The organism is Pseudomonas sp. PDM13 (genome assembly GCF_025685765.1).
Classification (GTDB): Bacteria; Pseudomonadota; Gammaproteobacteria; order Pseudomonadales; family Pseudomonadaceae; genus Metapseudomonas; species Metapseudomonas solani.
The window spans coordinates 21,940-46,479 of the sequence record NZ_JAOTQU010000014.1 but is presented as its reverse complement, the minus strand read 5'-3'; the positions used below and the strand labels follow the sequence as shown (position 1 = coordinate 46,479).

Below are 24,540 nucleotides of genomic sequence, written 5' to 3'. Positions count from 1 at the left end.
TGCACGGCCCGCCCATAAACAACACGGGTGCGACCATGCCAGGTGCCGAGCCGAGGCTAATGCACCTTCCTTGCCTACTTCGGGACGCCAATCCCGGCTGCCCAGGTTGGGCAGCGGGGCAACGTTATGGATTCGGGGACGGGGTGTCAATCGGAGGGGGGGAGGCCAGCGGTGAGGCTGGTCGCGGGTGAATCCGCTCCCACAAAAGAGGCAGCCCGGGTCGGAGTAGGGCGGGTGTAACCCGCGAGTGCCTGGTGCCGGCATTGTCGGGTTGCACCCGACCTACAGGCCTGGCCCACGCAATGTGCTCGCCGGTGGCACGGTTTGGTGGATGAAAACAGCGCCATCCACCCTACGCATGGGTGGGCATCGTGGGTGGGGTGGCGCCGTAGGTTGGCGCCGAGCGCAGCGAGGCCCAACGGTTCGTCGGTGAGGCTGGTCGCGAATGAATCCGCTCCCACAAAAAGGCGGCCCGGATCGGCGTAGGGCGGGTGTAACCCGCGAGTGCCTGTCACCGACCTTGTCGGGTTGTGTCCGGCCTACAGGTGCCGCTTTTTGCGTGCATGCGGCGCAGTCTTAACCCTTTCGGGAACGGCCTACAGCACGGAAGAGACAGCACTGATTTGGGCGATCACGTGTCGTCGCTAGCATGGCCCCTTCACTTGGCAAACGAAGGGCAGTGCAGCTATGTCCCGCTACATGCGTTGTGTTCTTTCCATCACGCTTCTGGTGTTCACCAGCGAGGCTTGGTCCTGCTATCTGTGGACCAAGGGGGAGACCCGTCACGCCTTCCCGGCGTTGCTCAGCTTTCCCCGCGACTTGCCTGTGGGCGGCGTGATCTATGACACCCATGGCTGGGTCGGCTCGGGCGAAACCTATGTGGATTGCAACGGCCTATTCCAGCACCATGTGGGGACCGGCTTCACCTCAGGCACCAGCGCGGTGTCAGGCCTGGAAGCGGTCTACACCACCAACCTGCCGGGCGTCGGGGTGCGGGTCGGCTGGGCACAGAACGCCAACAACCCCCCGGCCGATATCATGGCGGGGGAGCTGATGCATCACCCGCGCAAGCGCAGGCCGATTCCGCGCGACCACTACGCCCCGGGGCAGCGCTTCTGGATCCAGCTGATCAAGACCAGCGATACGCCGAGCAATGGCTCGCTCAGCATCCAGCCGGTGAAGATCTACTACGACAACGCACTCACCAACGAGCTGATGTTCACCCCCACCATGCTCACGCTGGATATCCGCACCTGCCGCCTGGGCAGGAAGAACATCGACGTCGCGCTGCGCACTTCCTACATCAATGACTTCAAGGGCATCGGCTCCACCTCCCGGCCGCTGCCATTCGACATTCCCCTGATGTGCGACCCGGAGCTACGTGTTTCGTACACGATCACGGGGTTGAGCGATGACCTGAACCACAGCGTGCTGAAGAACAGCGAGGGTTCGGGGCTGGCCAATGGAGTGGGTGTGCAATTGCTCAAAGGCCATGGCGACCAGGCGCCCATTCAGCTGGAGCACAAGACGCTCTTCGGCAACTCCGGCCCCGAAGGCGGTAACCATTCGATTCCCTTGATCGCGCGCTACTACCAGACGAAAAACGACGTGTCAGCCGGCAAGATCAACATCCTGGCCTACTTCAACCTCCACTACGAGTGATGCTGGTATCTCCCCTGGAGGCTCTGTTCTAGAGCCTCCGCATGCTCGTTGGGCGGATGACGCTTCATCCGCACCCGCTGAATTTTCCTACGCTAAAGCTGAAATTTCTTGCAGATCGCCAGCGGGGTGCTCCCCGAAACTTCTCCCTGTCAGCGGATGAGAGCGAGTCCCCGGGACTGCTGCCTCAGCCCGCTTTAGCCAAGGAGATAACGCAATGAAAAAACTACTGCTCGCCGCAATGATCGCCGGCGCTTTCTCGGGTGCCGCCATCGCTGCAGAAGGGGCTGATTCCGGTGGGGCTGGTGGCAAGGTAACCGACCAGGGTTCCGGCACCGTGACCTTCACCGGCTCCATCATCGATGCGCCTTGCTCCATCGATGCGGAGTCCGCCGATCAAGTCGTCGAGCTCGGCTCCATTTCCAATGTGGTCCTGCAGGCGGACAACGGTGCCGGCAAGTCGCGTCCCAAGAGCTTCCAGATCAAGCTGACCGAATGCAGCGTCCCCACCGGCAAAACGGTGCAAACCACCTTCACCGGCCAGGAAGGCGTCAACGGTCATCTGGCTGTTACCGGTCAGGCCAAGGGCGCCGGCATCGTGCTGGCGGATCTGGACGGCAAGCCCCTGAAGCTGGGTACGCCTTCCGCAGCAGCCTCGCTGCAGAACGGCGACAACCAGCTGCAGTTCAGTGCCTACATGCAGGGCGATGGCGACAGTAAGAAGATCGTGCCGGGCGACTTCAAGGCCGTGGCTGATTTCCGCCTGAGCTATCAGTGAAGGGCCGGGGCGAGAGCGTGCTCCCGCCTCGCCCTGTTTTTTGCCGCCTTGAATCGCTGAGTGTGGGTGCTGGATGTTTTCGTGCATAGGTGTCAGGGCGGTGCTGCTGCTTGGCGTGCTGGTTGCCGGTGGCGTGCGTGCATCGGATGAAGGGCGAGTCAGTCTCAGTGGTGCCGTGCTCGAGTCCGCCTGTGCCATCAGCACCCCGACTCGCGACCAGGTCATCGAGGTCAAGAGCATGCTCACCCGCGAATGGCTGGGTGGCGGGCGCAGTGAGGCCAACCCCATTTCACTGCGGCTGGATCACTGCACCTTGTCGAGCCCGGGCAAGGCGTTGCCTGCGTCGCGCTTCTTCCGTCTGGCCTTCGATGGGCGCTCGGCCCAGGGGCTGTTCGCGGTGGAGGGGCGGGCCAAGGGGCTGGCGCTGCAGGTGGTGGATGGGCAGGGGAATGTCTTCCGGCCGGGGGTGGCTCTCTCCCAGGGGGGGCGAATTCCGGAGGATCGCGTGCTGAGCTATTCGATCCGGCTCGTGGCCGATGGGCGCGCGGTGGTATTCGGTGATTACCACTCCACCCTGCGTTTCAAGATGGACTACTTCTGAAGCCGGGCGGCCTGTGTGCCGTGTGTTGGAGATGGCGGCAGTCCCGTTGGTCGAGTGAGTCGCAGGGCACAAGGCTCTTGCTGTTCGCACAGTAGATAAAGGTTTTGGCAATGCTCTCCTCTCGCTCCGGGGCGGTATTCGCTCGTGCGCTGGCTGGCTTTCTGGTTACGGCTCTGACCGGGCCCATTGCAGGTTTTTCGTTTGCGGAAGACATCCAGTTCAACACCGAAGTCCTGGACCTCGAAGACCGCAGCAACATCGACCTCGGGCAGTTCGCCCGGGGCAACTACATCATGCCGGGTGAATACGAAATGACCGTTCGCATCAACAAGGAGGAGCTGCCAGAGCACAAGATCGCTTTCCGCGCCGCCGAGGGTGATGCGGGCGACAGCCTGGCCTGCCTCAACCCCGAACTGGTGGAAGAATTCGGCCTCAAGCCCGACGCCACCGCACAACTCAAATGGTTGGCCGACGGCCAGTGCCTCGACCTCGCCAGCCTGCCTGGCGCCACCGCCCGTGGCGACCTGAGCGCGGCGGCCCTCTATGTGGAAATTCCCCAGGCCTTCCTGGAATACAGCTCCGAGACCTGGGACCCGCCGTCTCGCTGGGACGACGGCATCTCCGGCCTGGTGCTGGACTACAACTTCAACGCCCGGTCCCAGCACCTGGATGGCGGCCAGAACAGCAACGACATCAGCGGCAACGGCGTATTCGGTGCCAACCTGGGTGCCTGGCGAATCCGTGCCGACTGGCAGGCGCGCTACGACGACCGCCCCGGCAGCCAGCGCGGTACGCAGCTGGACTGGAGCCGCTACTACGCCTACCGGGCCATTCCCAGCCTGGGTGCCAAGCTGACCCTGGGCGTGAACTACCTCAGCTCCAGCATCTTCGACAGCTTCCGTTTCGCCGGGGCCAGCCTCGCCACCGACGACAGCATGCTGCCGCCCAACCTGCGTGGCTACGCGCCGGAAGTCACCGGCGTGGCGCGCACCAACGCCAAGGTCACCGTCAGCCAGCAGGGCCGGGTGTTGTACGAAACCCAGGTGGCCCCGGGGCCGTTCCGCATCCAGGACATCAACGAAGCCGTACAGGGCCAGCTGGATGTGCGGGTGGAAGAGCAGGACGGCAGCGTGCAGGAGTTCAAGATGGACACCGCCGACGTGCCCTATCTCACCCGCCCCGGCACCGTGCGCTACAAGCTCGCCGCCGGCCGCCCCTCGGACTGGGAGCACAACCTGGAAGGCCCGGCCTTCGGCGCTGGCGAATTCTCCTGGGGTGTGAGCAATGGCTGGTCGCTCTATGGCGGCGGCCTGGGTGGCGAGGGCTACACGGCGGCGGCCATCGGTGTCGGCCGCGACCTGATGCAGTTCGGCGCGCTGTCGTTCGACGTCACCCAGTCCACTGCCAGCCTGGAGCGGGAAGGGCGCCTCAGCGGCCGCTCCTACCGCATCAGCTACTCCAAGAGCTTCGACGAGCTGGACAGCCAGGTCACCTTCGCCGGTTATCGCTTCTCCGAGCGCGACTACATGACCATGAGCGACTACCTCTCGGCCCTGGAGTACGGCCAGCGTGGTTGGCAGAACAGCAAGGAGATGTACACCGTGATGTTCAACCAGCAGTTCCGCGAGGCGGGCGTTTCCGCCTACCTCAACTACGGCCACCAGACCTACTGGGGGCAGGAGGCTACCGACAACTACAGCCTGTCGCTGTCGCGCTACTTCGATGCCGGCCGCTTCAAGAACCTCAGCCTGTCGTTCACCGCCTCGCGCAGCGTCTACAACGGCATCCAGGACGACAGCTACTACGTGTCGGTCTCCATGCCCTGGGACGGCGCCGGCTCCATCAGCTACTCCAGTTCGGTGAGCAACCACCAGGTCGACCACCAGCTCAGCTACTACGACCGCATCGGCGACCACGACAGCTACCAGGTGAGCGCCGGCACCGGCGACGGCGGCCACTCCGCCAGCGGCTACCTCAGCCACCAGGGCAACATGGCGGATATGAACTTCAGCGCCAGCTACCAGGAAGGCCGCTACTCCACCGTGGCCATGTCGGTACAGGGCGGCGCCACCGCCACCCTGCAGGGCGCGGCGCTGCACCGGAGCGGCGTACAGGGCGGCACCCGCATCCTGCTCGATGCCGACGGCGTGCCCGGCGTACCGGTACAGGGCTACGGCGAAACCACCGAGACCAACCATTTCGGCAAGGCCGTGGTGGCAGACATTTCCAGCTACTACCGCAACCGCCTGAGCATCGACCTCGACGGCATGCCGGACGACGCCGAAGCCATCAATTCCGTGACCCAGGCGACCCTCACCGAAGGCGCCATCGGCTACCGCCACTTCGACGTCGTGGCCGGGCAGAAGGCCATGGTGGTGGTGCACCTGCCGGACGGCTCCGCGCCGCCCTTCGGCGCCACCGTGGCCAACGACCGCGAGCAGGCCGTGGGCATCGTCAGCGACGCCGGCAGCCTCTACCTCAGCGGCATCCGCCCCGGTGGCGAAATGACCCTCAGCTGGGACGGCGAGCAGCGCTGCAAGGTGACCCTGCCGCAACACCTGCCGGGTATCGAACAGGCCTGGCAGCTGGAATGCGTGCCGCTGGCCGTTATCGCCAAGACCCACAGCACCGGCCAGGCCCTGGCCCAACACTGATGAATTCAACCGAGACACGCCCCATGAAGTACTTCAGCCTCACTCCCCTGATTGGCTCCCTGCTGCTCTGCGCCCTGGGCGCCCAGCAGGCCCAGGCCGCCATCGCCCTGGACCGCACCCGCGTGGTGTTCGAGGCCGGGCAGAAATCCGTCAGCCTCAGCGTCAGCAACGAGAACAAGCAGCTGCCCTACCTGGCCCAGGGCTGGTTGGAGGATGCCAGCGGCAAGAAGGTCAATTCCCCGCTGGTGGTGCTGCCGCCGCTGCAGCGCATCGAACCGGGTGCCAAGAGCCAGCTCAAGGTGCAAAGCCTGCCCGCCGTGGCCCAGCTGCCGCAGGATCGGGAAAGCCTGTTCTATTTCAACCTGCGGGAAATCCCCCCGCGCAGCGACAAGCCCAACTCCCTGCAGATCGCCCTGCAAACCCGCATCAAGCTGTTCTACCGCCCGGCGGCGCTGGTGCCGGCCAAGGGCCTGGAAACGGCCGCCTGGCAGGAGCAGCTGACCCTCACCCGTGAAGGCGACAGCTACCGGGTGAACAACCCCACGCCTTACTACGTGACCGTAGTCGACGCTGCCAGCACCCCCACCGGCGAGACCCCGCAGGGCTTCGAGCCGCTGATGCTCGAGCCGCGCGGCAATGCCCCGCTCAAGGTGCCGGCTGCCGCCCTCGGTGCCAACCCGGTGCTCACCTACATCAATGACTACGGCGGCCGCCCGCAGCTGCGTTTCGATTGCAACGGCGGCACCTGCAAGGCCACGCCCGTCGAGAAACAAGGCTGATACCGGCAGGCAAGGGCCGGGAAAGGAGAGTGGCGTGAAGCGAATCAAGGCACTGGCCCTGGCGGGCGCCTGCCTGGCAGCGGCTGTGGCCGCGCCGGCCCAGGCGGCTTCGACCACCTTCCGGGTGATCGTCACCGTGGTCGAGCGGCCGCAATGCGTGATCAACGGCAACAAGCCCATTGAAGTGGATTTCGGTGAAATCGTGGTTTCCAGGATCGACGGCAACAACTACCGCACGCCCATCACCTATGGGCTGGATTGCAAGGGCACCGAAGGCCGGCGCCTGGCCTTGACGCTCGCCGGCACCGCTGCCGCCTTCGATTCCGCCGCGCTGCGCACCACGGCAGAAGGCCTGGGCATACGCCTGTACGCCGACGACCAGCTGCTGGAGGTCAACAGCGGTTCCCACGCCTTCGATAACCAGGCCACGCCCGCGCTCTACGCCGTGCCGGTGAAGCAGGACGATGCTCGCCTGCAGGGGGGCGCGTTCACGGCCGGTGCCACGCTCAAGGTGGAATACCAATGAAGGACAGCAGCCTGCTCCTGGCCCTGTTGCTGGCCGGCACCCTGGCCCAGAAGCCCCTGCCGGCCGTGGCGGAGGAGAACATGAAGTTTCGCGGCACCCTGGTGGAAGCGCCATCCTGCGTAGTCAACCAGGGCGGCATGATCGATGTGGACTTCGGCGAACAGCTGGGGGTGAAGGACATCGACGGCGTCCACTACAGGAAGCTCATCGACTACCAGCTGGAGTGCCAGGCAAGCGCCCGGGACCGCTCCGTGGTGCTCAGCATCCACGGCGCCAGCAGCGATTTCGACCGTGCCGCCGTGCAGACCAGCCTGCCAGACCTCGGCATCCGCCTGCTGCACGATGGCCAGCCCCTGGCGCTGGATTCCGAGCTGCCCATCGACCCTGCCCACCCGCCGGCCTTGGAAGCGGTGCCGGTGCAGCGGCCAGGTGCCGAACTGGCGGAAGGCGCCTTCGACGCCACGGCCACCCTGCAGGCGGACTACCAATGAGCGCGCGAACCCGGCTCGACACCAGCCACCGTGCCTGGCTGCTGGGCTGGATGCTGCTGTTCAGCCTGACTGCCCGCAGTGAAGAGAACATGCACTTCCACGGCGCACTGGTGATGAAGCCCTGCGTCGTCGCCAGCGAAAGCGAGCGCAGTGAAGTCAACCTCGGCAACATCCGGCTCGAGTCGCTCCATGACCAGGGGCGCACGCCCGGCACCGCCTTCGCCTTGCGCCTGGAGCAGTGCGATATCTCGGCGGCGAAACACGGGGTACGGGTCACCTTCCGGGGGGATGAAAGCGACCGTCGCGGCATGCTGACGCTGGCGCCGGGGAGCCAGGCCGGCAATATCGTCATCGGCCTGGAAACGGCCGAAGGCGAAGCCCTGCCCCTGGGCACTCCCAGCGCGGCGCAAGCGCTCGTCGAGGGCGAGAACCTGTTGCGCTTCAAGGCCTATGCCGAGCGGCTGGGCGCTGATCCGCAGTCGGCCATCACGCCCGGCACCTTCAGTGCCGTGGCGAGTTTCGAGGTCAGCTATGAATAGCGCTGAGGGCAACTGGGCGCAGGCCTATCACTGGGTCTGTGCACGTCGCCGGCATACGCCACCGAACGCGGATATCTGGGACCTGCGCTTCCATTGGTCCCACCGCAACCAGGCGCTGTTCGACCAGGTGCTGGCTGGCCGTTATCGCCTGTCACCCATGGGCGTGCATCGCAGCGCAGACCGCAGCTGGGTGCAATGGAGCGCGCGGGATGCCCTGGTACTGAAGTGGGTGGCCCTGGAGGTACAGCAGCAACTGCCCCTGCACCGCCGCTGCACCCATGTGCGCGGGCATGGTGGGCGGCAGGTGCTTGTGGAAATAGCGCAGGCGGTGAGCTCCGGCGACTACCCCTTCGTCTACCGCACGGATATCCGCGGCTACTACCGGCATATCCGCAAGGAGCAGGTGGCTGCGCTTATCCGCCGCCACTTGTGCGACCCCGTGCCTATCGGGTTGATCGAGCAGTACCTGCACTACAGCGTCGAGGATGCGGGCGAGTTCCATACGCCGCGCTACGGTATCTGCAGGGGCTGCGCGCTCAGCCCGCTGATCGGCGCCACGCTGCTGCATCACGTGGACAGCGACCTGGCGGGCCGCAGCGGCATTCTCTATGTGCGCTATATGGATGATTTTTTGCTGCTGTCCCACAAGCGCTGGCCATTGCGGCGGGCAATCGCCCGTTTGCAGGGGTACTTCGCCGAAGGCGGTTTCAGTGTGCACCCAGGCAAGACCCAGCTCGGCCGAACGGCCAGGGGGTTCGACTGGCTGGGTGCATGGTTTACGCCCAATGGGGTGGGTATCGCCCCACGGGCATTACACAACCACCGTGAACGACGCGCGCGGCTTTATTAGCAAGCCATCGCCAGGGGGCTCGGCAAAGCCGAGGCCCTGGAGAGGGTGCGGGTGTATGAGACGCGGTGGAATAGATGGCGCTTCGACGCCCTTGAGACAGGCACATGAAACACATCTGGACCGGCGCGGGGCTCCACCCGGACGTACGCCTACGAGCACGCCTCCGCACGGCCATTACGACTGTAGTATTGCTCGTTTCCGCAACCACCGCGCATGGAGACCCCGGGAGCGGAGACACCGTCGTAACGTCCGGCGGATTCCGTTATATGTCAACAGACACCCGATTTGCCAGTGGGTGGGGACGGCTTGTGTGCCAGCGCCCGCGCCCGCCCGGGTACAACCCGTGCGGCGGCAGCGGCCCCGGGATTTACTGCGCGTACCAGACTGCGTGTGAAACGGCAGACGCCGCTGCGCGCCCGGACGGCAAGGCGACGGCCTGGTACTACGCCACAATTGGTGTCTATTCGAACAAAAAAGAGGAAGCGTTTATGAGTGTGCCTGAAACCGGGTTACTCACCGGCGAAACGCCCGACCCCGGCGGGGGGGTACCGCCCGCCGGGATAGTCAGCGCAATCGAGGATACCAATGCCCGCCCTCACTCGTGGAAACTGACCCACCGGTTGTGGGCGCCCTGGGGTGCGGCCTCAGAAATAATTCAGAGGTCTGCTGCATGCCGTGCCAAGAACATGGGGCGTACGACGTATTACGAGTGTGTGGACACAGTCGGCGTATGGTCGGCTGCTGCGGGACCAAGTCGGTGCGTCGCTACAACTGATGACTTATTGATCGAGGCATGGCCGGGAGCTACGCGCTCACGGGCTGTTCGCGGGGTAGTGACGTGTAAGGAAGACGGATCGATACTGGTTCAAGCTACAGGGACCGGGCCTGGTGGGCTCCTGAACTTCGGGGTGCCTGACTTAGGGGGCGAGGTAACCGTTCACGGGATAGACGCCCGCGACAGGCCCGTACGCATCGATGTCAAGGCCGGGGTCCCCGCAGATCTCGGCCTGTCCGTGACGGTCCACGCGGGGGACGGCGCACAGGGGGGGAAATCCACCGCGTCCGCCGTCGTAGTGATCTCGCCGGACTGATCGATGGCACCCGCTGAAAAGGAGACCGAAAAGTGTCGACAATCCTGGTGATCGACGACCACCCCATCGTCCGCATGGCCGCCCGCATGCTCCTCGAGCGTGAGGGCCATACCGTGGTCGGGGAGGCGGCCGATGGCCTCAATGGCCTGGGCCTGGCCAGGGAGCACCTGCCCAAGCTGGTGCTGCTGGACCTGGACATTCCCGGCCTGGGCGGGCTGGAACTGATCGGCCGGCTGCGGGCCCTGGAGCCGGCGCCGCGGGTGCTGGTGCTCAGCGGCAAGGACCCGGGCTTCTATGCCGCCCGTTGCCTGCGTGCCGGCGCCCATGGCTACGTGTACAAGCGCGAGGACATGGCTGACCTGGCCACCGGGGTGAAGGCGGTGATGGCGGGTTACCGTTACTTTCCCGATGCCTTTATGACCACCGACGACCCCAATGCGCCCCTCAGCGATGATGCCAAGGTGCTCGACAGCCTCTCGGACCGCGAGCTGACGGTGCTGCGCTACCTGGCCCTGGGCTACACCAACAAGCAGATCGCCGACCAGATTCTGATCAACAACAAGACCGTCAGCTCCTACAAGACGCGCCTGCAGGAGAAGGTGGGCGAGCAGAGCCTGGTGGGCCTGGTGGAGTTCGCCAAGCGCAATGGCGTGGTCTAGCCGGCTGCGCCTTGCGTATCGGCCACCGATCGCCCATCCGTAAATCACTGCGCCCCTGGCGCTAACCCTGAACCTGGCGCTATCGCGCCGACTGCACGCAGAACCGCATCGCCGCCCATCAAGTGGCGCGGGCGACTGCTGCCCGTTGAAACCCACAAGGAGTCAAACCATGCAGTATGAAGGCGTCTCCATCCCCAGCTCGGGCCTGCATCTGAGCGGCCGGGTATATGGCTCGATCAGAGCCAGGCCGTCTCCGGTGGTGGTGCTGTGCCACGGCTTTTGCGGCATCCAGGACATCCTCCTGCCGGCCTATGCCGAAGCCTTCGCCGATGCCGGATTGCTGGCGGTGACCTTTGATTACCAGGGCTTTGGCGCCAGTGATGGCGAACGTGGCCGCCTGGTGCCGCAGCAGCAGGTGGTGGATGTGCTGGCCGTTATCGATTGGGTAAAGGCGCAATCCTGGGCGAACCCCGAGCGCATCGCCCTGTGGGGCACCTCCCTGGGCGCCTGCCACGCCCTGGTGGCCGCCAGTCGCAACGCGGCGCTGAAGTGCCTGCTGTTGCAGATGCCGTTCGCCAACGGCGAGGCATTGATCACCGGCCGCCTGCCGGTGGCGGAGCGGGCTGCATTCCTGGAAACCCTGGAGAAAATGCAGGCGCGCCGGTTGAATACCCGCAAGGATCTGTTCGTGCCCATCCCCAAGGTGATGTCGGACCCGCAATCCCGGGCCTTCTTCGAGCGCTACAAAACCCTCTACCCGCAGATGGATGTGAAGATCCCCTTTCTCACCGTCTGGGAGATGGCCCATTACAAACCGGTGGATGTGGCCATTCGTGTGGTCACGCCCACCCTGGTGGTGGTGGCCGGCGATGATGAGGTGAACCCGCCCGAACAGGGCCTGGAGCTGTACGGCCGCATCCGGGCCCGCAAGGCGTTGCAAGTGATCGACAAGGCCGGGCACTACGACCTCTACGAGGGCCGGGCCTTCGACCGGGCGATCGGCTATCAGATGGATTGGCTGGCGCAGTACCTCTAGCGGCATCGGCGCCCACGCAATGTGCGGCGCCGTGGTGGGCCCCCTTTGTGGGAGCGGCTTCAGCCGCGAAAGACCTTCAACAGGCACGAGGCTGCGAGTGGTCGGGATGCTCCATCGCGAATGAATTGGCTCTGTCTGCGTTAAGTGTTGCTAGAAGAATTGGGCCCAGCTGATTGCCGAGTTCTGGTGATGCTTCTGGTTTCGCCCACCCGGGCGAGTCCCTTTTTTCAATCGCCAAAAAAGGAACCAAAAACGCTTGCCCCATCATCCGGCCCGACTGCGTCGGGTTCCCTCACTCCATCGCCGCTCTGGGGGCCGGCGCGATGGGCCATCCATGGCCTGGCGCGCCTCTCGCGGCATCCATGCCGCTCGTCCCCCGGCGCAACGACTGCGTTCGGCCTCCTGGAGGGGCGTTGGCGGCTGCTCCAACTTTCTTCGCTCCAGCGCATCGCCACGTGGTGCGCACGGGCTTTCGTAGGATGGGTCGGGCGGCGTTCCGCGAGCGAAGCGAAACCCATGCAGTGGAGGTGGAAGAAATCCATAAATGCCCGGAAAGCGCCGTGCTTTAGCGCTTGCATTAAAACCACAACAGCTAACGCCGACAGAGCCAATGAATTCGCCCCACGAAATGTGCCCCCCACCACGCTTCATGCAGGGGCGACTTCAGTCGCCAGGCAGGCCGCAGTGTTGCCAGCGCAGGTGCTTCCGGGGAGATCGCCTGGTGGATGAAAAGAGCGTCATCCACCCTACGCAGCGGTTGGCTTCATGGCGTGGGTTGAACGCGGTGCCGTAGGTTGGCGCCGAGCGCAGCGAGGCCCAACGCAACCCTGTTCGGCCCCGCTGCGGGCACCTCCTGTGGGAGCGGCTTCAGCCGCGAAAGACTTTCAACAGGCACGAAGCTGCGAGCGGCCGGATATTCCATCGCGAATAAATTCGCTCCTACGGCTTCCAGCTCCCGTCTTCCAGCTGCTCTTACGCCATCAACCTGAGCAGCTCTTCATCCAGCTCAATCATGGTGGCTTCCAGGTCCTGCAGCAGTTGGCGAAGCTCGCTGTGGGGGGCGTTGTCGCGGTAGGCGGCTTCCAGCCGTTCGCAGGCGTCGATCAGCCTGTGGGCGCGGATGATGTCGGCGGCGCCCCTGATGCGGTGGGCCATTTCGACGACGCCGTGCTGGCCATCGGATTGCAGCAGGCTGCGCACCTGTTGCAGGTCGATGCGGTGGCTTTGCAGGATGCCTTCCAGGGCGCGGCGTGTGAGCCCGGGATCGCCGCCGGTGAAGTGCTCCAGTTCCTTCACGTCGAAACAGGCCCTGGCCGGGGCGACGGGCGCCTGTTCGGGCGCCGGCGTTGCGCGGGGGGCGATGGTGCGCAGCCGCACATCCAGTTCGCCAAGGGTGATGGGTTTGAACAGGCAATCGTCCATGCCGGCATCGAGGCAGCGCTGGCGTTCGTCGGGCTGGGCGTTGGCGGTGAAGCCCCAGATCAGCGTCGGCTGCTCCCCCGGTTCCCGCTCGCGGATGCGCCGGGCCAGCTGGTAGCCGCTGAGCATCGGCATGTTGCAGTCGGTGATCACCAGGTCGAAGGCGCCGGGCTGCCACAGTGCCAGCCCCTGTTCGCCGTGTTCCGCCTGGCTCACCCGGTGGCCGAGGTAGGCGAGCTGGTCGCTCAGCAGCTTGCGGATGGCGTAGCTGTCATCCACCACCAGCACGTTCAAGGCCTGGCACACCGGCTCGGCGACGGGCTCGATGGGGCGCAGGGGCTCGGCGGCCAGGGGCTCCAGCCGGCCGAAGCGCAGCGCCATGACGATGCGCGTGCCGGTGCCCAGCTCGCTTTCCAGTTGCAGCTGGCCGCCCATCATTTCGCAGAGGGTGCGCGAGATCATCAGGCCCAGCCCGGTGCCGGAACGGGTGCTGAAGCCATTGCCGGGCGCCTGGGCGAAGGGCTGGAAGAGCTTCTGCTGGTTGTGGGCGGAGATGCCGATGCCGGTGTCGATCACCTCGATCTGTACGCGCAAGTCGTCGCCCTCCGGCTCGGTGCGGGCGATGACGCTGACCGAGCCCTGGTCGGTGAACTTGATGGCGTTGCTGACGAGGTTGGAGAGCACCTGCTTGAGGCGTTGTGGGTCCAGCAGCAGGTCGTCGTTGGCGCTGTTGTCCAGGTCGAGGGTGAGGCGCAGGCCCTTCTGCCGGGCCAGGCCGTCGAACACCCGCACCACCGATTCCAGCAGTTGGCGCAGGTTGGCGCGCTCGGGGCTGAGGCTGAGGCGGCCGCTTTCGATGCGGGCGATGTCGAGGATGTCGCCGATCAGCGCCAGCAGGCCCTGGGCCGAGCCGTGGGCCACCTCGATGCTGTCGCGGTCGAGGCGCCCCTGGTCGGCGTGCTTGAGGGCGAGTTCGAGCAGGCCGATGACGGCGCTCATGGGCGTGCGGATCTCGTGGCTCATGGTGGCGAGGAAGGTGCTTTTGGCGCGGCTGGCTTCGTCGGCCGCTTCCTTGGCGTCCTGCAGCTGGGCGAGCAGTTGCTGGCGCTCGCTGATGTCGATCCAGCCGCCGATGATGCCGACGATATCGCCGTCGGCATTCCGGAAGGGCAGCATCCAGTGGTAGATGGCCAGGGTGCGGCCGTCGATGTGCACCACGCGGTCCTTCATCACCGGTTGCCCACCGGCGAGGATGCTCTGGAAGTCGCGATCGAACTCGGCCTGTTCCTCCACCGGCAGGTTGCTGACCGTGCTGCCGATCACCTCGCCGTGCTCGCGCCCGAAGGTCTGCAGGTAGCTGTGGTTGCACAGCACCATGCGCCGCTCCAGGTCGCGCACGTAGATGGGGTTGGGGGTGCCGTTTATCAGCGCCTCCATGAAGCGCATCTGGTCGCCCAGCGCCCGTTCCGCCTGCTGGCGATGGGCATTCTGCCGGCGCAGGGACAGGCCCCAGACCAGGGCGATGAGCAGCAGCAGGGCACAGCCGCCGGCGATCAGGTAGATGAGCGTGATGTAGTCATGCCAGCTCGGGGTCGCGACCGGGGCCTTGGTCCGCCAGTTGTTGTCGATCTCGGTCATGGTGTCCGGGGGGATGCTGCGGATGGCCTTGTCGAGGATGCCGAACAGTTCGAACTCGTCCCGCCGCACGGCCAGGGCCTGGGTCGCCAGTGGCAGGTCCGCTGCGGCGGTGATGCGCAGCCTGTCCCGGGTGATGCGTGGCAGGTTGTGGCTGACCACCAGCTCGGGAAGCAGGGTGGCGTCGACGCTGCCTTCGCCGAGCAGCGCCAGGGACTCGAGGGCGGACTTCACCCAGTGGATACGGATCTCGGGGTACTTCTGTTCCAGCATCGCGGCCAGCGAGTCGCCCCGGGTCAGGGCCAGGGTCTTGCCGGCCAGGGCCGCCAGGCTGCCTGGCGCATCGGCCGTGTCGCGGCTTACCAGCAACTGGGGCGAGTAGAGGTAGGGCCGGGTGAAGTGGAACAGCCGCTCCCGGGCGCCGTCCGGTGACAGGCCGGCGACCAGTTGGATGCGCCCGTCCCGGGCCGCGTCATAGAAGCCCTGGTAGCCGTCGAAGGCCGTCACCTCGAACTTGATGCCGGTCTTGGCCGCGAGCAACGTGAGCAGGTCGGCGGTGATGCCCAGGTGATTGCCCTGCTTGTCGTAGTACGAGATGGGCGCGAGGTAGTGGGCGACGGCGACCTTCACCACCGGGTGCTGCTCGATCCACTGTTTCTCCGCGTCGGAGAACTGCAGCGGGGCGAGGCCGAGCATCAGCCGATCCCCCCAGCGCCGGTGGATGCTTACATTCTGCGCTTCGGGGATGCGCTCGAGGGCGGTGTCGAACAGCTGCTGGAGCCTGGGTTCGCGAGGGTTGAGCGCGAAGGCGTAGCCATGGCCTTCCGGCGGCAGCGTGCCCAGCACCCGCACATAGTCGGAGTACGCCTTGCTGATGAGGAACTGGGCGGAGAGGGCATTGCTGAGCATCAGGTCGGCCTGGCCGAAGGCGACGGCGGCGATGGCCTGGTCCTCGGCATCGAAGGGCAGCAGGGTCGCTTCCGGGTAGCGCGCCTTCAGCGCATCGAGCGGGCGGTAGTTACGCGGCACCGCCAGGCGCAGGCCCTTGAGCTGCTCCCAGTGGCGTGGCTCCAGGTCCTGCCGGGCCACCAGCACGGGGTTGTCGACCATGTACTGCCGGGTGAGCGGCAACCTGTAGCGGGCGGCTTCCTCGGGGGTGACGCTGCCGAGCAGGTCCAGCTCGCCGCGTTGCAGGGCAGCCAGTGCTGCCTCACGATCGGGGTAGGCGCGCAGGCGCACGGCGAGCCCGAGGGATTGCGCGACCAGGCCGAGGTAGTCGGCCGTCACGCCTTCGAAGTCGCGGGTGGCGTTGGTCATCTCCAATGGGTGGAAGTTGGGCGGGGCGATGCCCATCACCAGTTCCTGCTTGTCGTGGAGCCAACGCAGGTCATCCGCATCGAAGGGCAGCGCCATGGCCTGGGCGCCGGAGTGGCTGAACAGCACGGGCTGTTCCTCTGCCGTGACGAAGGGGAGGTACAGGCAGGTGAGCAGCAGGGGCCACAGGAGTGGGAGCGGCATCGTGACTTTCCATGGGTTGAGGCAGGTGACCGACAAGGCTCGGCTCGCAGGGACGAGGTGGCTTCAATCGGGCGGCATGCTGGAAAGGTAGTCACTTTGCGTGGCCACCGAAACCAGCGTTGCGACAAGCTGGTCGGCGCTGGCCTTCTTGCTGACGTAGGCCGCGGCGCCGAGCTCCTTGCAGGGGCGCGCGAAGCGGTCGGCGGGCAGTGCGCTGAAGACGACCACGGGAACCTGGAAGGGCATCTGCCTGATCTCTGCCAGCACGGAAAGGCCATCCAGGTCGGGCAGGTCGAGGTCGAGTAGCACGAGGTCGGGCACCAGGGCCCTGATCATGCGCAGGGCGCTATCGCCCCGGGTGCTTTCCCCGATGATATTGAAGGCTTTGTCGCTCAGTACTTCGCGGATGGCCAGCCGGACTATTGGCTGGGCGTCGACGACGAGAAGGGTGTGGATCGGTTCATCGTGCATGGCGTGGTGCTCCTTGCGTGCCGGCATCGCGGGCCGGCCCTGGCCTTGGATGAAAAGCGGGAACCGGGGGCGGCGGTGGCACCCCCGGTGAAGCCTTGCCGTTAGCTGCGATCGCTCACGGGGGCCGCGCCGTTGGAGATGATCACCTCCACCCGGCGGTTGAGCTGGCGGCCCTGGATGGAGCCGTTGTCGCTGACCGGGAACTCGGGGCCGTAGCCCTTGGTGATCACGCGGCTGCGGTCGACGCCGAGGCGTTCGAGGGCGCGGGCAACCGACTCCGCGCGACGCTCGGAGAGCTTGAGGTTGAGCTGCTCGCCACCGGTGCTGTCGGTGAAGCCTTCGACACGCACCTGGCGCTCGGGGTTGGCGCTGAGGAAGGTGGCCAGCTGTTGCAGGTTGCCCTGGCTGCCGTACTTCAGCTCGGCCTTGCCGGTGTCGAACAGCACATCACCGAAGGTGACCACCTGGCCGCGCTCGCTGGGCTTGGCGTTGAGGGCTTGCAGGGCCTTGAGCTGCTGGGTGCGGACTTCCAGCTGCACCTGGGTGCGCTCGTTGTCGGTTTTCTTCAGGTCCGCTGTCGCCTTGCGGGCGATGATGGTTTGCTCCGCCAGCGCGATCCTGCTGTTGGCCAGGTAGGCGAGGTGGTCGATTTCCGGGGCTTCGCGATCCAGCTCGGAATACACCTCGACGTCGTTCAGGGCCTTGCTGGCTTCCTGGGTCTGCAGTGCGGCCAGGGTGTTGGATTCCGGCTTGCTGGTGAGCTGGGAGAAGGCCTCGCGGGCCTTGAGCAGCTCGGGGTTCTCCGGCGGGGTGGCGCAGCCGGCAAGGGCGAGGCCGAGCACGGAGAGAACGGGCATAACGAGGGCTGGGCGCATGGGCGATCCTTATTGGGCAGCGGGGGAGGTGGGCGCGGTCGGCGAGGAGGGCGCGTCGAGCATCTCCTTCTTCAGCACGTCGATGCCGTCACGCGCTTGCTTCAGGGCCTCGGTCTCACGCACGGCGATGGCCTTCTGCTCCGCCAGGTTGGCGTCGGCTTCGGCCAGCTGCGCGAGCTTCTCGGCTTCGGCGTATTGCATGGCGCCCAGGGCGCGCTCCATCTGCACCAGCTTGTCCTGGGCGGCCTTCATCTCCAGGGGCGCGTACTGGGTGGCGTCGGCATCCACGGCGCGGTTCACGGCGTAGCGGGACAGGGCGACCTGCTGGTCGGGGCGCGGCAGGCTGGAGCAGGCGGCGAGAGCGGTGCACGCCACCGCCAGGAAAGCGCCCAGGTGGACACGCTGGTTGGGAATTCGAGGAAACATCAATGACTCCGGAGAAATGCTTCGAATGCCGCCCGCTTCGGGGGGGCGTACTCGCGCTCCGGCTTTCGGGGCGCGGTGGCAGCGCGGCGCCGGTGTGGCTCACGCGTCGGCTGCTCACGGATCCAACCTAGCGCCGGGCGCCGGCCGGGGTCTGTGGGAAATTTCGCTTCTGCTGGGCGAATTTTCACGATGCACAGCCCCGGCGCCGCGCTCCCAGGCGGCACCGCCTGGTGGATGAAAGAGCGCCATCCACCCTACACATCGATCAGCGCCGTGGGTTGGGGCAGCGCCGTAGGATGGCGTAGAGCGCAGCGAAACCCATCACCCCAAACGCCGGGTTGCACCCGACCTACAGGCTGGCTCGCGGCCCATGTAGGGGCGACTTCAGTCGCCAAGCAGGCCGCAGGGCTGCCCCGGCACCGCGCTCCCAGGCGGCACCGTTTGGTGGATGAAAAGAGCGCCATCCACCCTACACATCGGTCAGCGCCGTGGGTTGGGGCAGCGCCGTAGGATGGCGTAGAGCGCAGCGAAACCCATCACCCCAAACGCCGGGTTGCACCCGACCTACAGGCTGGCTCGCGGCCCATGTAGGGGCGACTTCAGTCGCCAAGCAGGCCGCAGGGCTGCCCCTGTACCGCGCTCCCAGGCGGCACCGTTTGGTGGATGAAAAGAGTGTCATCCACCCTACACATCGATCAACACCGGGGGTTGGATCGGCATCGCGGCCCGGTTGACCACGGCCTTACCGGCTGCGAACGGCAGGCAAAAAAAACCGCCACAGGCGTGAGCCCGGGCGGTGAGAAGTATCCCTGCGCCCGGTTGGAGTGGGTGGGCGGGAAAAAGATTCAGGGAAAAACACGAGGTGCCCGGCACTGGGTGGGTGCAGGAGGGGCGGCGAAATGTCTTTCCTGGATATATGGAAATCCGTATATTCGATTTCCCATATGTTCTGGCCCTCCCATGATTACCCCGACCGACGTCTTCAAAAGCCTCGCCGATGAAACGCGTGCCCGCGCCACGCTGCTTATCGCCCACCTTGGCGAGCTGTGTGTCTGCGAGTTGATGTGCGCCCTGGATGACAGCCAGCCGAAGATCAGCCGCCACCTCGCCCAACTGCGCAGCAATGGCTTGCTGCTGGATCGCCGCCAAGGCCAGTGGGTGTATTACCGCCTCAACCCGGAGCTGCCCGCGTGGGTGCACGAGTTGCTGCAGGTGACGCTCAAGGCCAATGCCGAGTGGCTGCGGGAAAACGCCTCGCGCCTGCACAACATGGACGGTCGCCCCGTCCGTGCGGCTGCCTGCTGCTAAGCCCGCCGGAGCCCTGGTCCATGCTTGTCGCCATTGCCGTGTTCGTCTTCACCCTGGTGCTGGTCATCTGGCAACCCAAAGGCCTGGGCGTGGGCTGGAGCGCCACCCTCGGCGCGGTCATCGCGCTGGGCGTGGGGGCGGTGTCGCTGCACGACATCCCCGTCGTGTGGGCCATCGTCTGGAACGCCACCGCTACCTTCATCGCCGTCATCATCATCAGCCTGCTGCTGGATGAGGCCGGTTTCTTCGAGTGGGCGGCGCTGCATGTGGCTCGCTGGGCCAAGGGCAGCGGTCATCGCCTGTTCTGCTTCTGCGTGCTGCTGGGCGCCGCGGTTTCGTCGTTGTTCGCCAACGATGGCGCGGCGCTGATCCTCACGCCCATCGTCATGTCCATGCTGCTGGCGCTGCGCTTCTCGGCGGCCACCACGCTGGCCTTCGTCATGGCGGCCGGGTTCATCGCCGATACCGCCAGCCTGCCGCTGGTGGTCTCCAACCTGGTGAACATCGTTTCCGCCGACTACTTCGACCTGGGCTTCAGCGAGTACGCCGCGGTGATGGTGCCGGTGAACCTGGCCAGCGTAGCCGCCACGCTGCTGGTGCTGTGGCTGTTCTTCCGCCGTGATCTGCCCCGGCGCTACGCCCTGGAGGCGCTGCCGGCGCCGGAGACGGCGATCCGCGATCGCGCCACCTTCGTGGTGGGTGGGTGGACCCTGCTGGTGCTGCTGGCCGGCCTCTTCGCCCTGGAGCCCCTTGGCATCCCGGTCAGCGCCGTGGCAGCCGCCTGTGCGGCGATCCTGTTCGCCGTCGCCGCGCGCGGGCAGCGGATCGCCACCCGGCGGGTGCTGCGCGAGGCGCCCTGGCAGGTGGTGGTGTTCTCCCTCGGCATGTACCTGGTGGTCTATGGCCTGAAGAACGCCGGGCTGACGGACCTTCTCACCCAGGTGCTGGATCGCCTCGCCGCGCAGGGGCTGTGGAGCGCCGCCCTCGGCACCGGCGTGCTTTCCGCCGTGCTCTCCTCGGTGATGAACAACATGCCCAGCGTGCTGATCGGCGCGCTGTCGATCCAGGGCAGCGGGGCCGAGGGCGTGGTGCGCGAGGCGATGATCTACGCCAACGTCATCGGCTGCGACCTCGGCCCCAAGATCACCCCCATCGGCAGCCTGGCCACGCTGCTCTGGCTGCATGTGCTGGAGCGCAAGGGCATGCGCATCACCTGGGGTTACTACTTCAAGGTCGGCATCCTGCTGACGCTGCCCGTACTGCTCATCACGCTGTCGGCCCTGGCGCTGCGCCTGAGCCTTTGATCGCCGCCCGGGGCGGCAGGAGCCATCGATGCGAGTCCTGTTCATGTGCACGGCCAACAGCTGCCGCAGCATCCTGTCCGAAGCCCTGTTCAACCACCTGGCGCCGCCCGGGGTCGAGGCGGTGAGTGCCGGCAGCTTTCCCAAGGGCCAGGTGTTGCCACGCAGCCTGGCCACCCTGCAGCAGGCGGGCATCGACATCCGGGGGCTGCGCAGCAAGGGCAACGAGGCCTTCGCCGACAACCCGCCGGATGTGGTCATCACCGTGTGCGACAAGGCGGCCGGCGAGGCCTGCCCGGTGTACTTCGGCCCGGCGCTGAAGGCCCACTGGGGGCTGCAAGACCCCTCCGAGGCGGTGGGTGACGAGGGCCAGGTGGAAGCGGCCTTCCGCGCCACGCTGGCCTGCATCGAGCGGCGCTGCCGGGCCTTCCTGGCGCTGCCCTTCGCGAGCCTCGAGCGCGACGAACTGCAGCGCGAGCTGGCGCGCATCGGCACCTTGCCGTAGCAGCGGGGCGTTCGGCAGCATCGCCTGGTGGATGAAAAGAGCGTCATCCACCCTACACATCGGTCAGCACCGTGTTTGGGGCAGCGTCGTAGGTTGGCGCCGAGCGCAGCGAGGCCCAGCGCAACGGACATCAACCCTGGCGCGAAAGGCGCAGCTCGCAAAAGCGCTGCGTGCTCGGCTGTTTTCCGCTGGCGCCTATGCTAAAAAGCTGCCCAGGAATCCGCGGCCGTACGGCGCAGACAAAGGAGCAACGAGCATGGGCAACAGTTCAAGGATTGGCGTGGCATTGGCGCTGCTGCTGGGCGCGGCCACGGTGTGGGCCGAAGAGCCGGCGGAAGACGCCAGCACCCTGAAGGAGTCGGCCAAGGCTGCCGTTTCCACTGCCATCTCCGCCGGCAAGAACCTGCTGGGTGGCGCCTCCCAGGGCATCACCGAGGGCCGTGAATCCGCCCAGGGCGCGGACGGCGCCATCGTCATTTCCCAGCTCGACCAGCTGGAAGGCAAGGTCGAGGTCAAGCTGCTGAAGGTCGACACCACCGACGAGAACTTCGGCGCCTTGCTGGGCTTCAAGAACCTCACCGACAAGCCCGTGCGCCTGATCAACCTGCTGCACAACGGTGCCCTGCTGGCCATCGACCAGGACGACTACTCCAGCAACCTGGTGCCCATGGAAAACCCCGAGGAAGTCACCGTGCCGCCGAAGACCGGCGTACGGCAGCGGTTCGTGTTCCAGGGGCCGGTGGAAGGGCCGAAGGCCGTGCGCCTGTGGGGCCGCGAGTACAGCGTGAAGTAACCCTCTGCGGGCGCCATTCGTGCGCCCGCCCAGGCCTCAGGCCTGTTTCCGCAACGGCGGCTTCTGCCGCAGCAGGAATTGCAGCTCCTCCTTGGCAATCGGCTTGCTGAGGAGGAAGCCTTGCACCTCGTTGCATTGGTCGCTCTTGAGGATTTCGAACTGGTCTTCGGTTTCCACGCCTTCTGCGGTGACGGTCATGCCCATGGCCCGGCCGAGGTGGATGATGGCTTGGACGATGGTGCGGTCGTTGCCGCCGCGGGCGAGCGAGGCGATGAAGCGCTTGTCGATCTTGATGCTGTCGAAGGGGTAGGTGCGCAGGTAGCCGAGCGAGGAGTAGCCGGTGCCGAAGTCGTCCATGTTCAGCTTCACGCCCAGTTCCTTGAGGGCGTGCATGGTGGTGAGCGCGCCTTCGATGTCGTTGAGCATGACGTTCTCGGTGATTTCCAGCTCCAGCCGCTCGGCGGGCAGGCTCGATAGCTTGAGGGCTTCGCGCACGTCTTCGACGATGTTGCTGCGGGTGAACTGGGCCGGCGAGACGTTGACCGACACCACCAGGTGCTGCGGCCATTGCATGGCCGTGTCGCAGGCCTCGTTGAGCACCCAGCGGCCGAGCTTGACGATGATGTCCGAGCCTTCGGCGATGCCGATGAAATCATCCGGCCCCACCAGCCCGCGCTCGGGGTGGTTCCAGCGCACCAGGGCTTCGATGGAGGCGATTTCGGTGTTGCGCATCTTGTAGCGCGGCTGGAAGTGCAGCACGAACTGGTTCTTGCTCAGCGCACGGCGCAGCAGCAGTTCGGCGCGGTGGTTCTCTTCCATCTTGCTGTTGAGCTCCGGCGAGAAGTAGCGCCAGGTGTTGCGGCCATCCGCCTTGGCCTTGTAGAGGGCGACATCGGCCAGGCGCATGAGGTTGACCATCTCGTGGCCGTGCTCGCTGGCCAGGGCCACGCCCATGCTGGTGCCGACGTTGAGCACGTGCTCTTCGAAGAGCACGTCCTTCTGGACTTCGCTGACCAGCCGGGCGCAGAACTGGTCGATCCTGGCCTTGTCGCCGGGCATGGTCAGCACCAGCACGAACTCATCGCCACCCAGGCGTGCCACCAGGTCGTCGTCGCGCACCGAGGCGCGCAGGCGCGTGGCGATTTCCACCAGCACCGCGTCACCGGCCGGGTGGCCGAGGTTGTCGTTGATCGGCTTAAAGTGGTCGAGGTCCAGGAGGATCACCGCGTAGTCGGTGTCGATGGAGGGGGCGAGCTTCTCGGCGGTGTAGCTGGCCAGGCCGTTGCGGTTGGGCAACCCGGTGAGGGCGTCGTGCATGGACAGGTGCTGGATCTTGGCGTGGGCGGCCACTTCGTCGGTGATGTCGCTCGCCGTGCCGCGGAAGCCGCCGAAGGCCTCGCCGTTGTACACCGGGCTGGCGGAGAGGCGGCACACGCGCTGCTGGCTGATGTGATCGCGGTAGACACAGCGCAGGCTGCGCGCGGAGCTGTCGCGATCCTTGAGGCCGTCCAGCCAGTTGGCGAGGTTGGTGGAGTCACCGAGCATCAGTTCTTCGATGGAGCGCCCGATCCAGTCGTCGACCGCCACGCCGGTGATTTCGCTGAACCGGGTGGAGAGGTAGAGGAGGCGGTACTGGGCGTCGGTTTCCCAGATCCAGTCGCTGGAGGATTCGGCCACCGCGCGGAAGCGTTCCTCGCTGAACTGCAGGTCCTGCTGGGATTGCTTCAGCGAGTTGAAATTCCTGTCCAGCTCCCGGGAATGGACGATGGCCTGGCGGATGAACAGCGCCATAAGCACGCCGATGATCGCGATGGCGATGCCCAGCGGTGGCAGCACCGCCCACAGCAGCGCGGCGCCCGGGGTGGCGGCCGTCCACACCAACGAGTGCCGGGTGGTGCCGAGGGGGAGATAGTCCTGCCCCGGGCGGCCTTCGACGGTTTGCAGGCCTTTGACGCCGAAGGCTCGGCCCAGCTTGGTCAGCTTGGCCGGGGTGAGGGTGTCGATGAACACCAGCACCGAGGCGCTGTCGATGACGCTCGTCGCGTCGCGATCCCCGGGGAGGATGGCCGATGCGGTGAGGATCGCCGGCACGCCCCTGAACATCACGTATTCCCGCATGCCTTGCTGCTGGCGCGCGGCCTCGCGGGCGCGTGTGATGATTTGGTCCTGGCTGAAGGTGCTGACGGCGGGGAAGGGCACGCCGGAGCGCTTGCCATCGAGCAGGCTGTACTTGGTGCGGTCGTCGCTGAGGACGAACACGCCTTCATAGCCGTTGTTGTGGTAGAGCGAGGGGCCGACGTTGTTCTCGTCGAAAGCCCAATGCAGGTCGACTTCGCCGTTGAGGTGCTCGAAGGCCCCGGTCCAGATGGCGTAGCTTTGCAGCATGGCGGCGCTGGCGTTCTTGCGTTCTTCCAGGGCCTTTTCGGTGTAGAAGCGGCTTTCTTCCTGCTCCACGCCATCGAGCTGCCGGGCGATGTGGAACAGCAGGAGGAGGGCGGCGATGACGGCCACGCCGAACAGCAGGGTGAAGCCGAATAGGGTCCGCCCCATGAGCTGGGTGCGTCTGGGCCGCTGAACGTCAGGGGTGGGCGTCATCTCCAGTTCCTTTGGCACATGTCCTCTATCC

General features: G+C 65.9%; 20 protein-coding genes. 15 read left to right on the top strand and 5 right to left on the bottom strand.

Translation table 11 applies throughout. From position 1 onward, the window contains the following. The first annotated feature begins 687 nt into the window (after positions 1 to 687). From OEJ36_RS15850 to OEJ36_RS15800, 11 genes are all read left to right on the top strand, one after another. The gene (locus tag OEJ36_RS15850) at positions 688 to 1,662 is read left to right on the top strand and encodes a fimbrial protein (protein ID WP_263402301.1); all 975 of its coding nucleotides are present in this window, start codon (positions 688 to 690) and stop codon (positions 1,660 to 1,662) included. 214 nt (positions 1,663 to 1,876) lie between these two features. After that, the gene (locus OEJ36_RS15845) at positions 1,877 to 2,437 is read left to right on the top strand and encodes a fimbrial protein (protein WP_263402300.1); all 561 of its coding nucleotides are present in this window, start codon (positions 1,877 to 1,879) and stop codon (positions 2,435 to 2,437) included. Positions 2,438 to 2,537: 100 nt separating this feature from the next. Next, positions 2,538 to 3,038: a fimbrial protein gene (locus OEJ36_RS15840; RefSeq protein ID WP_263402299.1), complete on the top strand. Its 501-nt coding sequence runs from the start codon at positions 2,538 to 2,540 to the stop codon at positions 3,036 to 3,038. A gap of 110 nt (positions 3,039 to 3,148) precedes the next feature. Next, a complete protein-coding gene (locus OEJ36_RS15835; RefSeq protein ID WP_263402298.1) occupies positions 3,149 to 5,692 on the top strand; it encodes an outer membrane usher protein in 2,544 nt (847 codons plus the stop codon). Positions 5,693 to 5,715: 23 nt separating this feature from the next. Next, positions 5,716 to 6,471, top strand: coding sequence for a fimbria/pilus periplasmic chaperone (locus OEJ36_RS15830; protein WP_263402297.1), 756 nt, complete (start codon positions 5,716 to 5,718; stop codon positions 6,469 to 6,471). A gap of 34 nt (positions 6,472 to 6,505) precedes the next feature. Further along, entirely contained in the window at positions 6,506 to 6,997 is a 492-nt protein-coding gene (locus OEJ36_RS15825; protein WP_263402296.1) for a fimbrial protein, read from the top strand. Then, positions 6,994 to 7,488, top strand: a complete 495-nt coding sequence (locus tag OEJ36_RS15820) for a fimbrial protein (protein WP_263402295.1) — start codon at positions 6,994 to 6,996, stop codon at positions 7,486 to 7,488. The genes OEJ36_RS15825 and OEJ36_RS15820 overlap by 4 nt, the downstream gene beginning before the upstream one ends. Continuing rightward, positions 7,485 to 8,027, top strand: coding sequence for a fimbrial protein (locus OEJ36_RS15815; protein ID WP_263402294.1), 543 nt, complete (start codon positions 7,485 to 7,487; stop codon positions 8,025 to 8,027). Before OEJ36_RS15820 ends, OEJ36_RS15815 begins: the two co-directional genes overlap by 4 nt. Continuing rightward, positions 8,020 to 8,877 (top strand): reverse transcriptase domain-containing protein, encoded by an 858-nt coding sequence (locus tag OEJ36_RS15810; protein ID WP_263402293.1) that lies wholly within the window; start codon positions 8,020 to 8,022, stop codon positions 8,875 to 8,877. The genes OEJ36_RS15815 and OEJ36_RS15810 overlap by 8 nt, the downstream gene beginning before the upstream one ends. A 1,123-nt stretch (positions 8,878 to 10,000) precedes the next feature. Next, positions 10,001 to 10,627 (top strand): response regulator transcription factor, encoded by a 627-nt coding sequence (locus tag OEJ36_RS15805; protein WP_263402292.1) that lies wholly within the window; start codon positions 10,001 to 10,003, stop codon positions 10,625 to 10,627. 169 nt (positions 10,628 to 10,796) lie between these two features. Then, positions 10,797 to 11,663, top strand: coding sequence for an alpha/beta hydrolase (locus OEJ36_RS15800; RefSeq protein WP_263402291.1), 867 nt, complete (start codon positions 10,797 to 10,799; stop codon positions 11,661 to 11,663). A gap of 972 nt (positions 11,664 to 12,635) precedes the next feature. On the opposite strand, the gene OEJ36_RS15795 is transcribed toward OEJ36_RS15800, so the two are convergent. From OEJ36_RS15795 to OEJ36_RS15780, 4 genes are all read right to left on the bottom strand, one after another. Further along, entirely contained in the window at positions 12,636 to 16,235 is a 3,600-nt protein-coding gene (locus OEJ36_RS15795) for a transporter substrate-binding domain-containing protein (RefSeq protein WP_263402290.1), read from the bottom strand. A 63-nt stretch (positions 16,236 to 16,298) separates the two neighbouring features. Further along, a complete protein-coding gene (locus OEJ36_RS15790) occupies positions 16,299 to 16,706 on the bottom strand; it encodes a response regulator (protein ID WP_263402289.1) in 408 nt (135 codons plus the stop codon). 101 nt (positions 16,707 to 16,807) lie between these two features. Beyond that, positions 16,808 to 17,581, bottom strand: a complete 774-nt coding sequence (locus OEJ36_RS15785; RefSeq protein ID WP_263402288.1) for an OmpA family protein — start codon at positions 17,579 to 17,581, stop codon at positions 16,808 to 16,810. Between the two features lie 9 nt (positions 17,582 to 17,590). After that, on the bottom strand, positions 17,591 to 18,007 hold the full coding sequence (locus OEJ36_RS15780; protein WP_263402287.1) for a DUF4398 domain-containing protein: 417 nt from the start codon (positions 18,005 to 18,007) through the stop codon (positions 17,591 to 17,593). Between the two features lie 960 nt (positions 18,008 to 18,967). Between OEJ36_RS15780 and OEJ36_RS15775 the strand changes: the two genes are divergently transcribed. The 4 genes from OEJ36_RS15775 to OEJ36_RS15760 all read left to right on the top strand — a co-directional run bounded on the left by OEJ36_RS15775 (position 18,968) and on the right by OEJ36_RS15760 (position 21,914). Continuing rightward, positions 18,968 to 19,315 (top strand): metalloregulator ArsR/SmtB family transcription factor, encoded by a 348-nt coding sequence (locus tag OEJ36_RS15775; protein ID WP_263402286.1) that lies wholly within the window; start codon positions 18,968 to 18,970, stop codon positions 19,313 to 19,315. 20 nt (positions 19,316 to 19,335) lie between these two features. Then, on the top strand, positions 19,336 to 20,619 hold the full coding sequence (locus OEJ36_RS15770) for an arsenic transporter (protein ID WP_263402285.1): 1,284 nt from the start codon (positions 19,336 to 19,338) through the stop codon (positions 20,617 to 20,619). A gap of 28 nt (positions 20,620 to 20,647) precedes the next feature. Beyond that, entirely contained in the window at positions 20,648 to 21,121 is a 474-nt protein-coding gene (locus OEJ36_RS15765) for an arsenate reductase ArsC (protein WP_263402284.1), read from the top strand. Positions 21,122 to 21,377: 256 nt separating this feature from the next. Further along, the gene (locus OEJ36_RS15760) at positions 21,378 to 21,914 is read left to right on the top strand and encodes a hypothetical protein (RefSeq protein ID WP_263402283.1); all 537 of its coding nucleotides are present in this window, start codon (positions 21,378 to 21,380) and stop codon (positions 21,912 to 21,914) included. Positions 21,915 to 21,950: 36 nt separating this feature from the next. Here OEJ36_RS15760 and OEJ36_RS15755 read toward each other — a convergent pair whose 3' ends face one another. Continuing rightward, a complete protein-coding gene (locus OEJ36_RS15755; protein ID WP_263402282.1) occupies positions 21,951 to 24,509 on the bottom strand; it encodes an EAL domain-containing protein in 2,559 nt (852 codons plus the stop codon). Positions 24,510 to 24,540 lie beyond the last annotated feature (31 nt).

What these genes read in the sequence shown, in the direction of transcription:
- OEJ36_RS15850 (WP_263402301.1), top strand. Translation starts at nt 688, where the DNA reads ATGTCCCGCTACATGCGTTGTGTTCTTTCCATCACGCTTCTGGTGTTC.
- OEJ36_RS15845 (WP_263402300.1), top strand. Translation starts at nt 1,877, where the DNA reads ATGAAAAAACTACTGCTCGCCGCAATGATCGCCGGCGCTTTCTCGGGT.
- OEJ36_RS15835 (WP_263402298.1), top strand. Translation starts at nt 3,149, where the DNA reads ATGCTCTCCTCTCGCTCCGGGGCGGTATTCGCTCGTGCGCTGGCTGGC.
- OEJ36_RS15830 (WP_263402297.1), top strand. Translation starts at nt 5,716, where the DNA reads ATGAAGTACTTCAGCCTCACTCCCCTGATTGGCTCCCTGCTGCTCTGC.
- OEJ36_RS15820 (WP_263402295.1), top strand. Translation starts at nt 6,994, where the DNA reads ATGAAGGACAGCAGCCTGCTCCTGGCCCTGTTGCTGGCCGGCACCCTG.
- OEJ36_RS15815 (WP_263402294.1), top strand. Translation starts at nt 7,485, where the DNA reads ATGAGCGCGCGAACCCGGCTCGACACCAGCCACCGTGCCTGGCTGCTG.
- OEJ36_RS15810 (WP_263402293.1), top strand. Translation starts at nt 8,020, where the DNA reads ATGAATAGCGCTGAGGGCAACTGGGCGCAGGCCTATCACTGGGTCTGT.
- OEJ36_RS15800 (WP_263402291.1), top strand. Translation starts at nt 10,797, where the DNA reads ATGCAGTATGAAGGCGTCTCCATCCCCAGCTCGGGCCTGCATCTGAGC.
- OEJ36_RS15795 (WP_263402290.1), bottom strand. Translation starts at nt 16,235, where the DNA reads ATGCCGCTCCCACTCCTGTGGCCCCTGCTGCTCACCTGCCTGTACCTC.
- OEJ36_RS15790 (WP_263402289.1), bottom strand. Translation starts at nt 16,706, where the DNA reads ATGCACGATGAACCGATCCACACCCTTCTCGTCGTCGACGCCCAGCCA.
- OEJ36_RS15785 (WP_263402288.1), bottom strand. Translation starts at nt 17,581, where the DNA reads ATGCGCCCAGCCCTCGTTATGCCCGTTCTCTCCGTGCTCGGCCTCGCC.
- OEJ36_RS15780 (WP_263402287.1), bottom strand. Translation starts at nt 18,007, where the DNA reads ATGTTTCCTCGAATTCCCAACCAGCGTGTCCACCTGGGCGCTTTCCTG.
- OEJ36_RS15775 (WP_263402286.1), top strand. Translation starts at nt 18,968, where the DNA reads ATGATTACCCCGACCGACGTCTTCAAAAGCCTCGCCGATGAAACGCGT.
- OEJ36_RS15770 (WP_263402285.1), top strand. Translation starts at nt 19,336, where the DNA reads ATGCTTGTCGCCATTGCCGTGTTCGTCTTCACCCTGGTGCTGGTCATC.
- OEJ36_RS15765 (WP_263402284.1), top strand. Translation starts at nt 20,648, where the DNA reads ATGCGAGTCCTGTTCATGTGCACGGCCAACAGCTGCCGCAGCATCCTG.
- OEJ36_RS15760 (WP_263402283.1), top strand. Translation starts at nt 21,378, where the DNA reads ATGGGCAACAGTTCAAGGATTGGCGTGGCATTGGCGCTGCTGCTGGGC.
- OEJ36_RS15755 (WP_263402282.1), bottom strand. Translation starts at nt 24,509, where the DNA reads ATGACGCCCACCCCTGACGTTCAGCGGCCCAGACGCACCCAGCTCATG.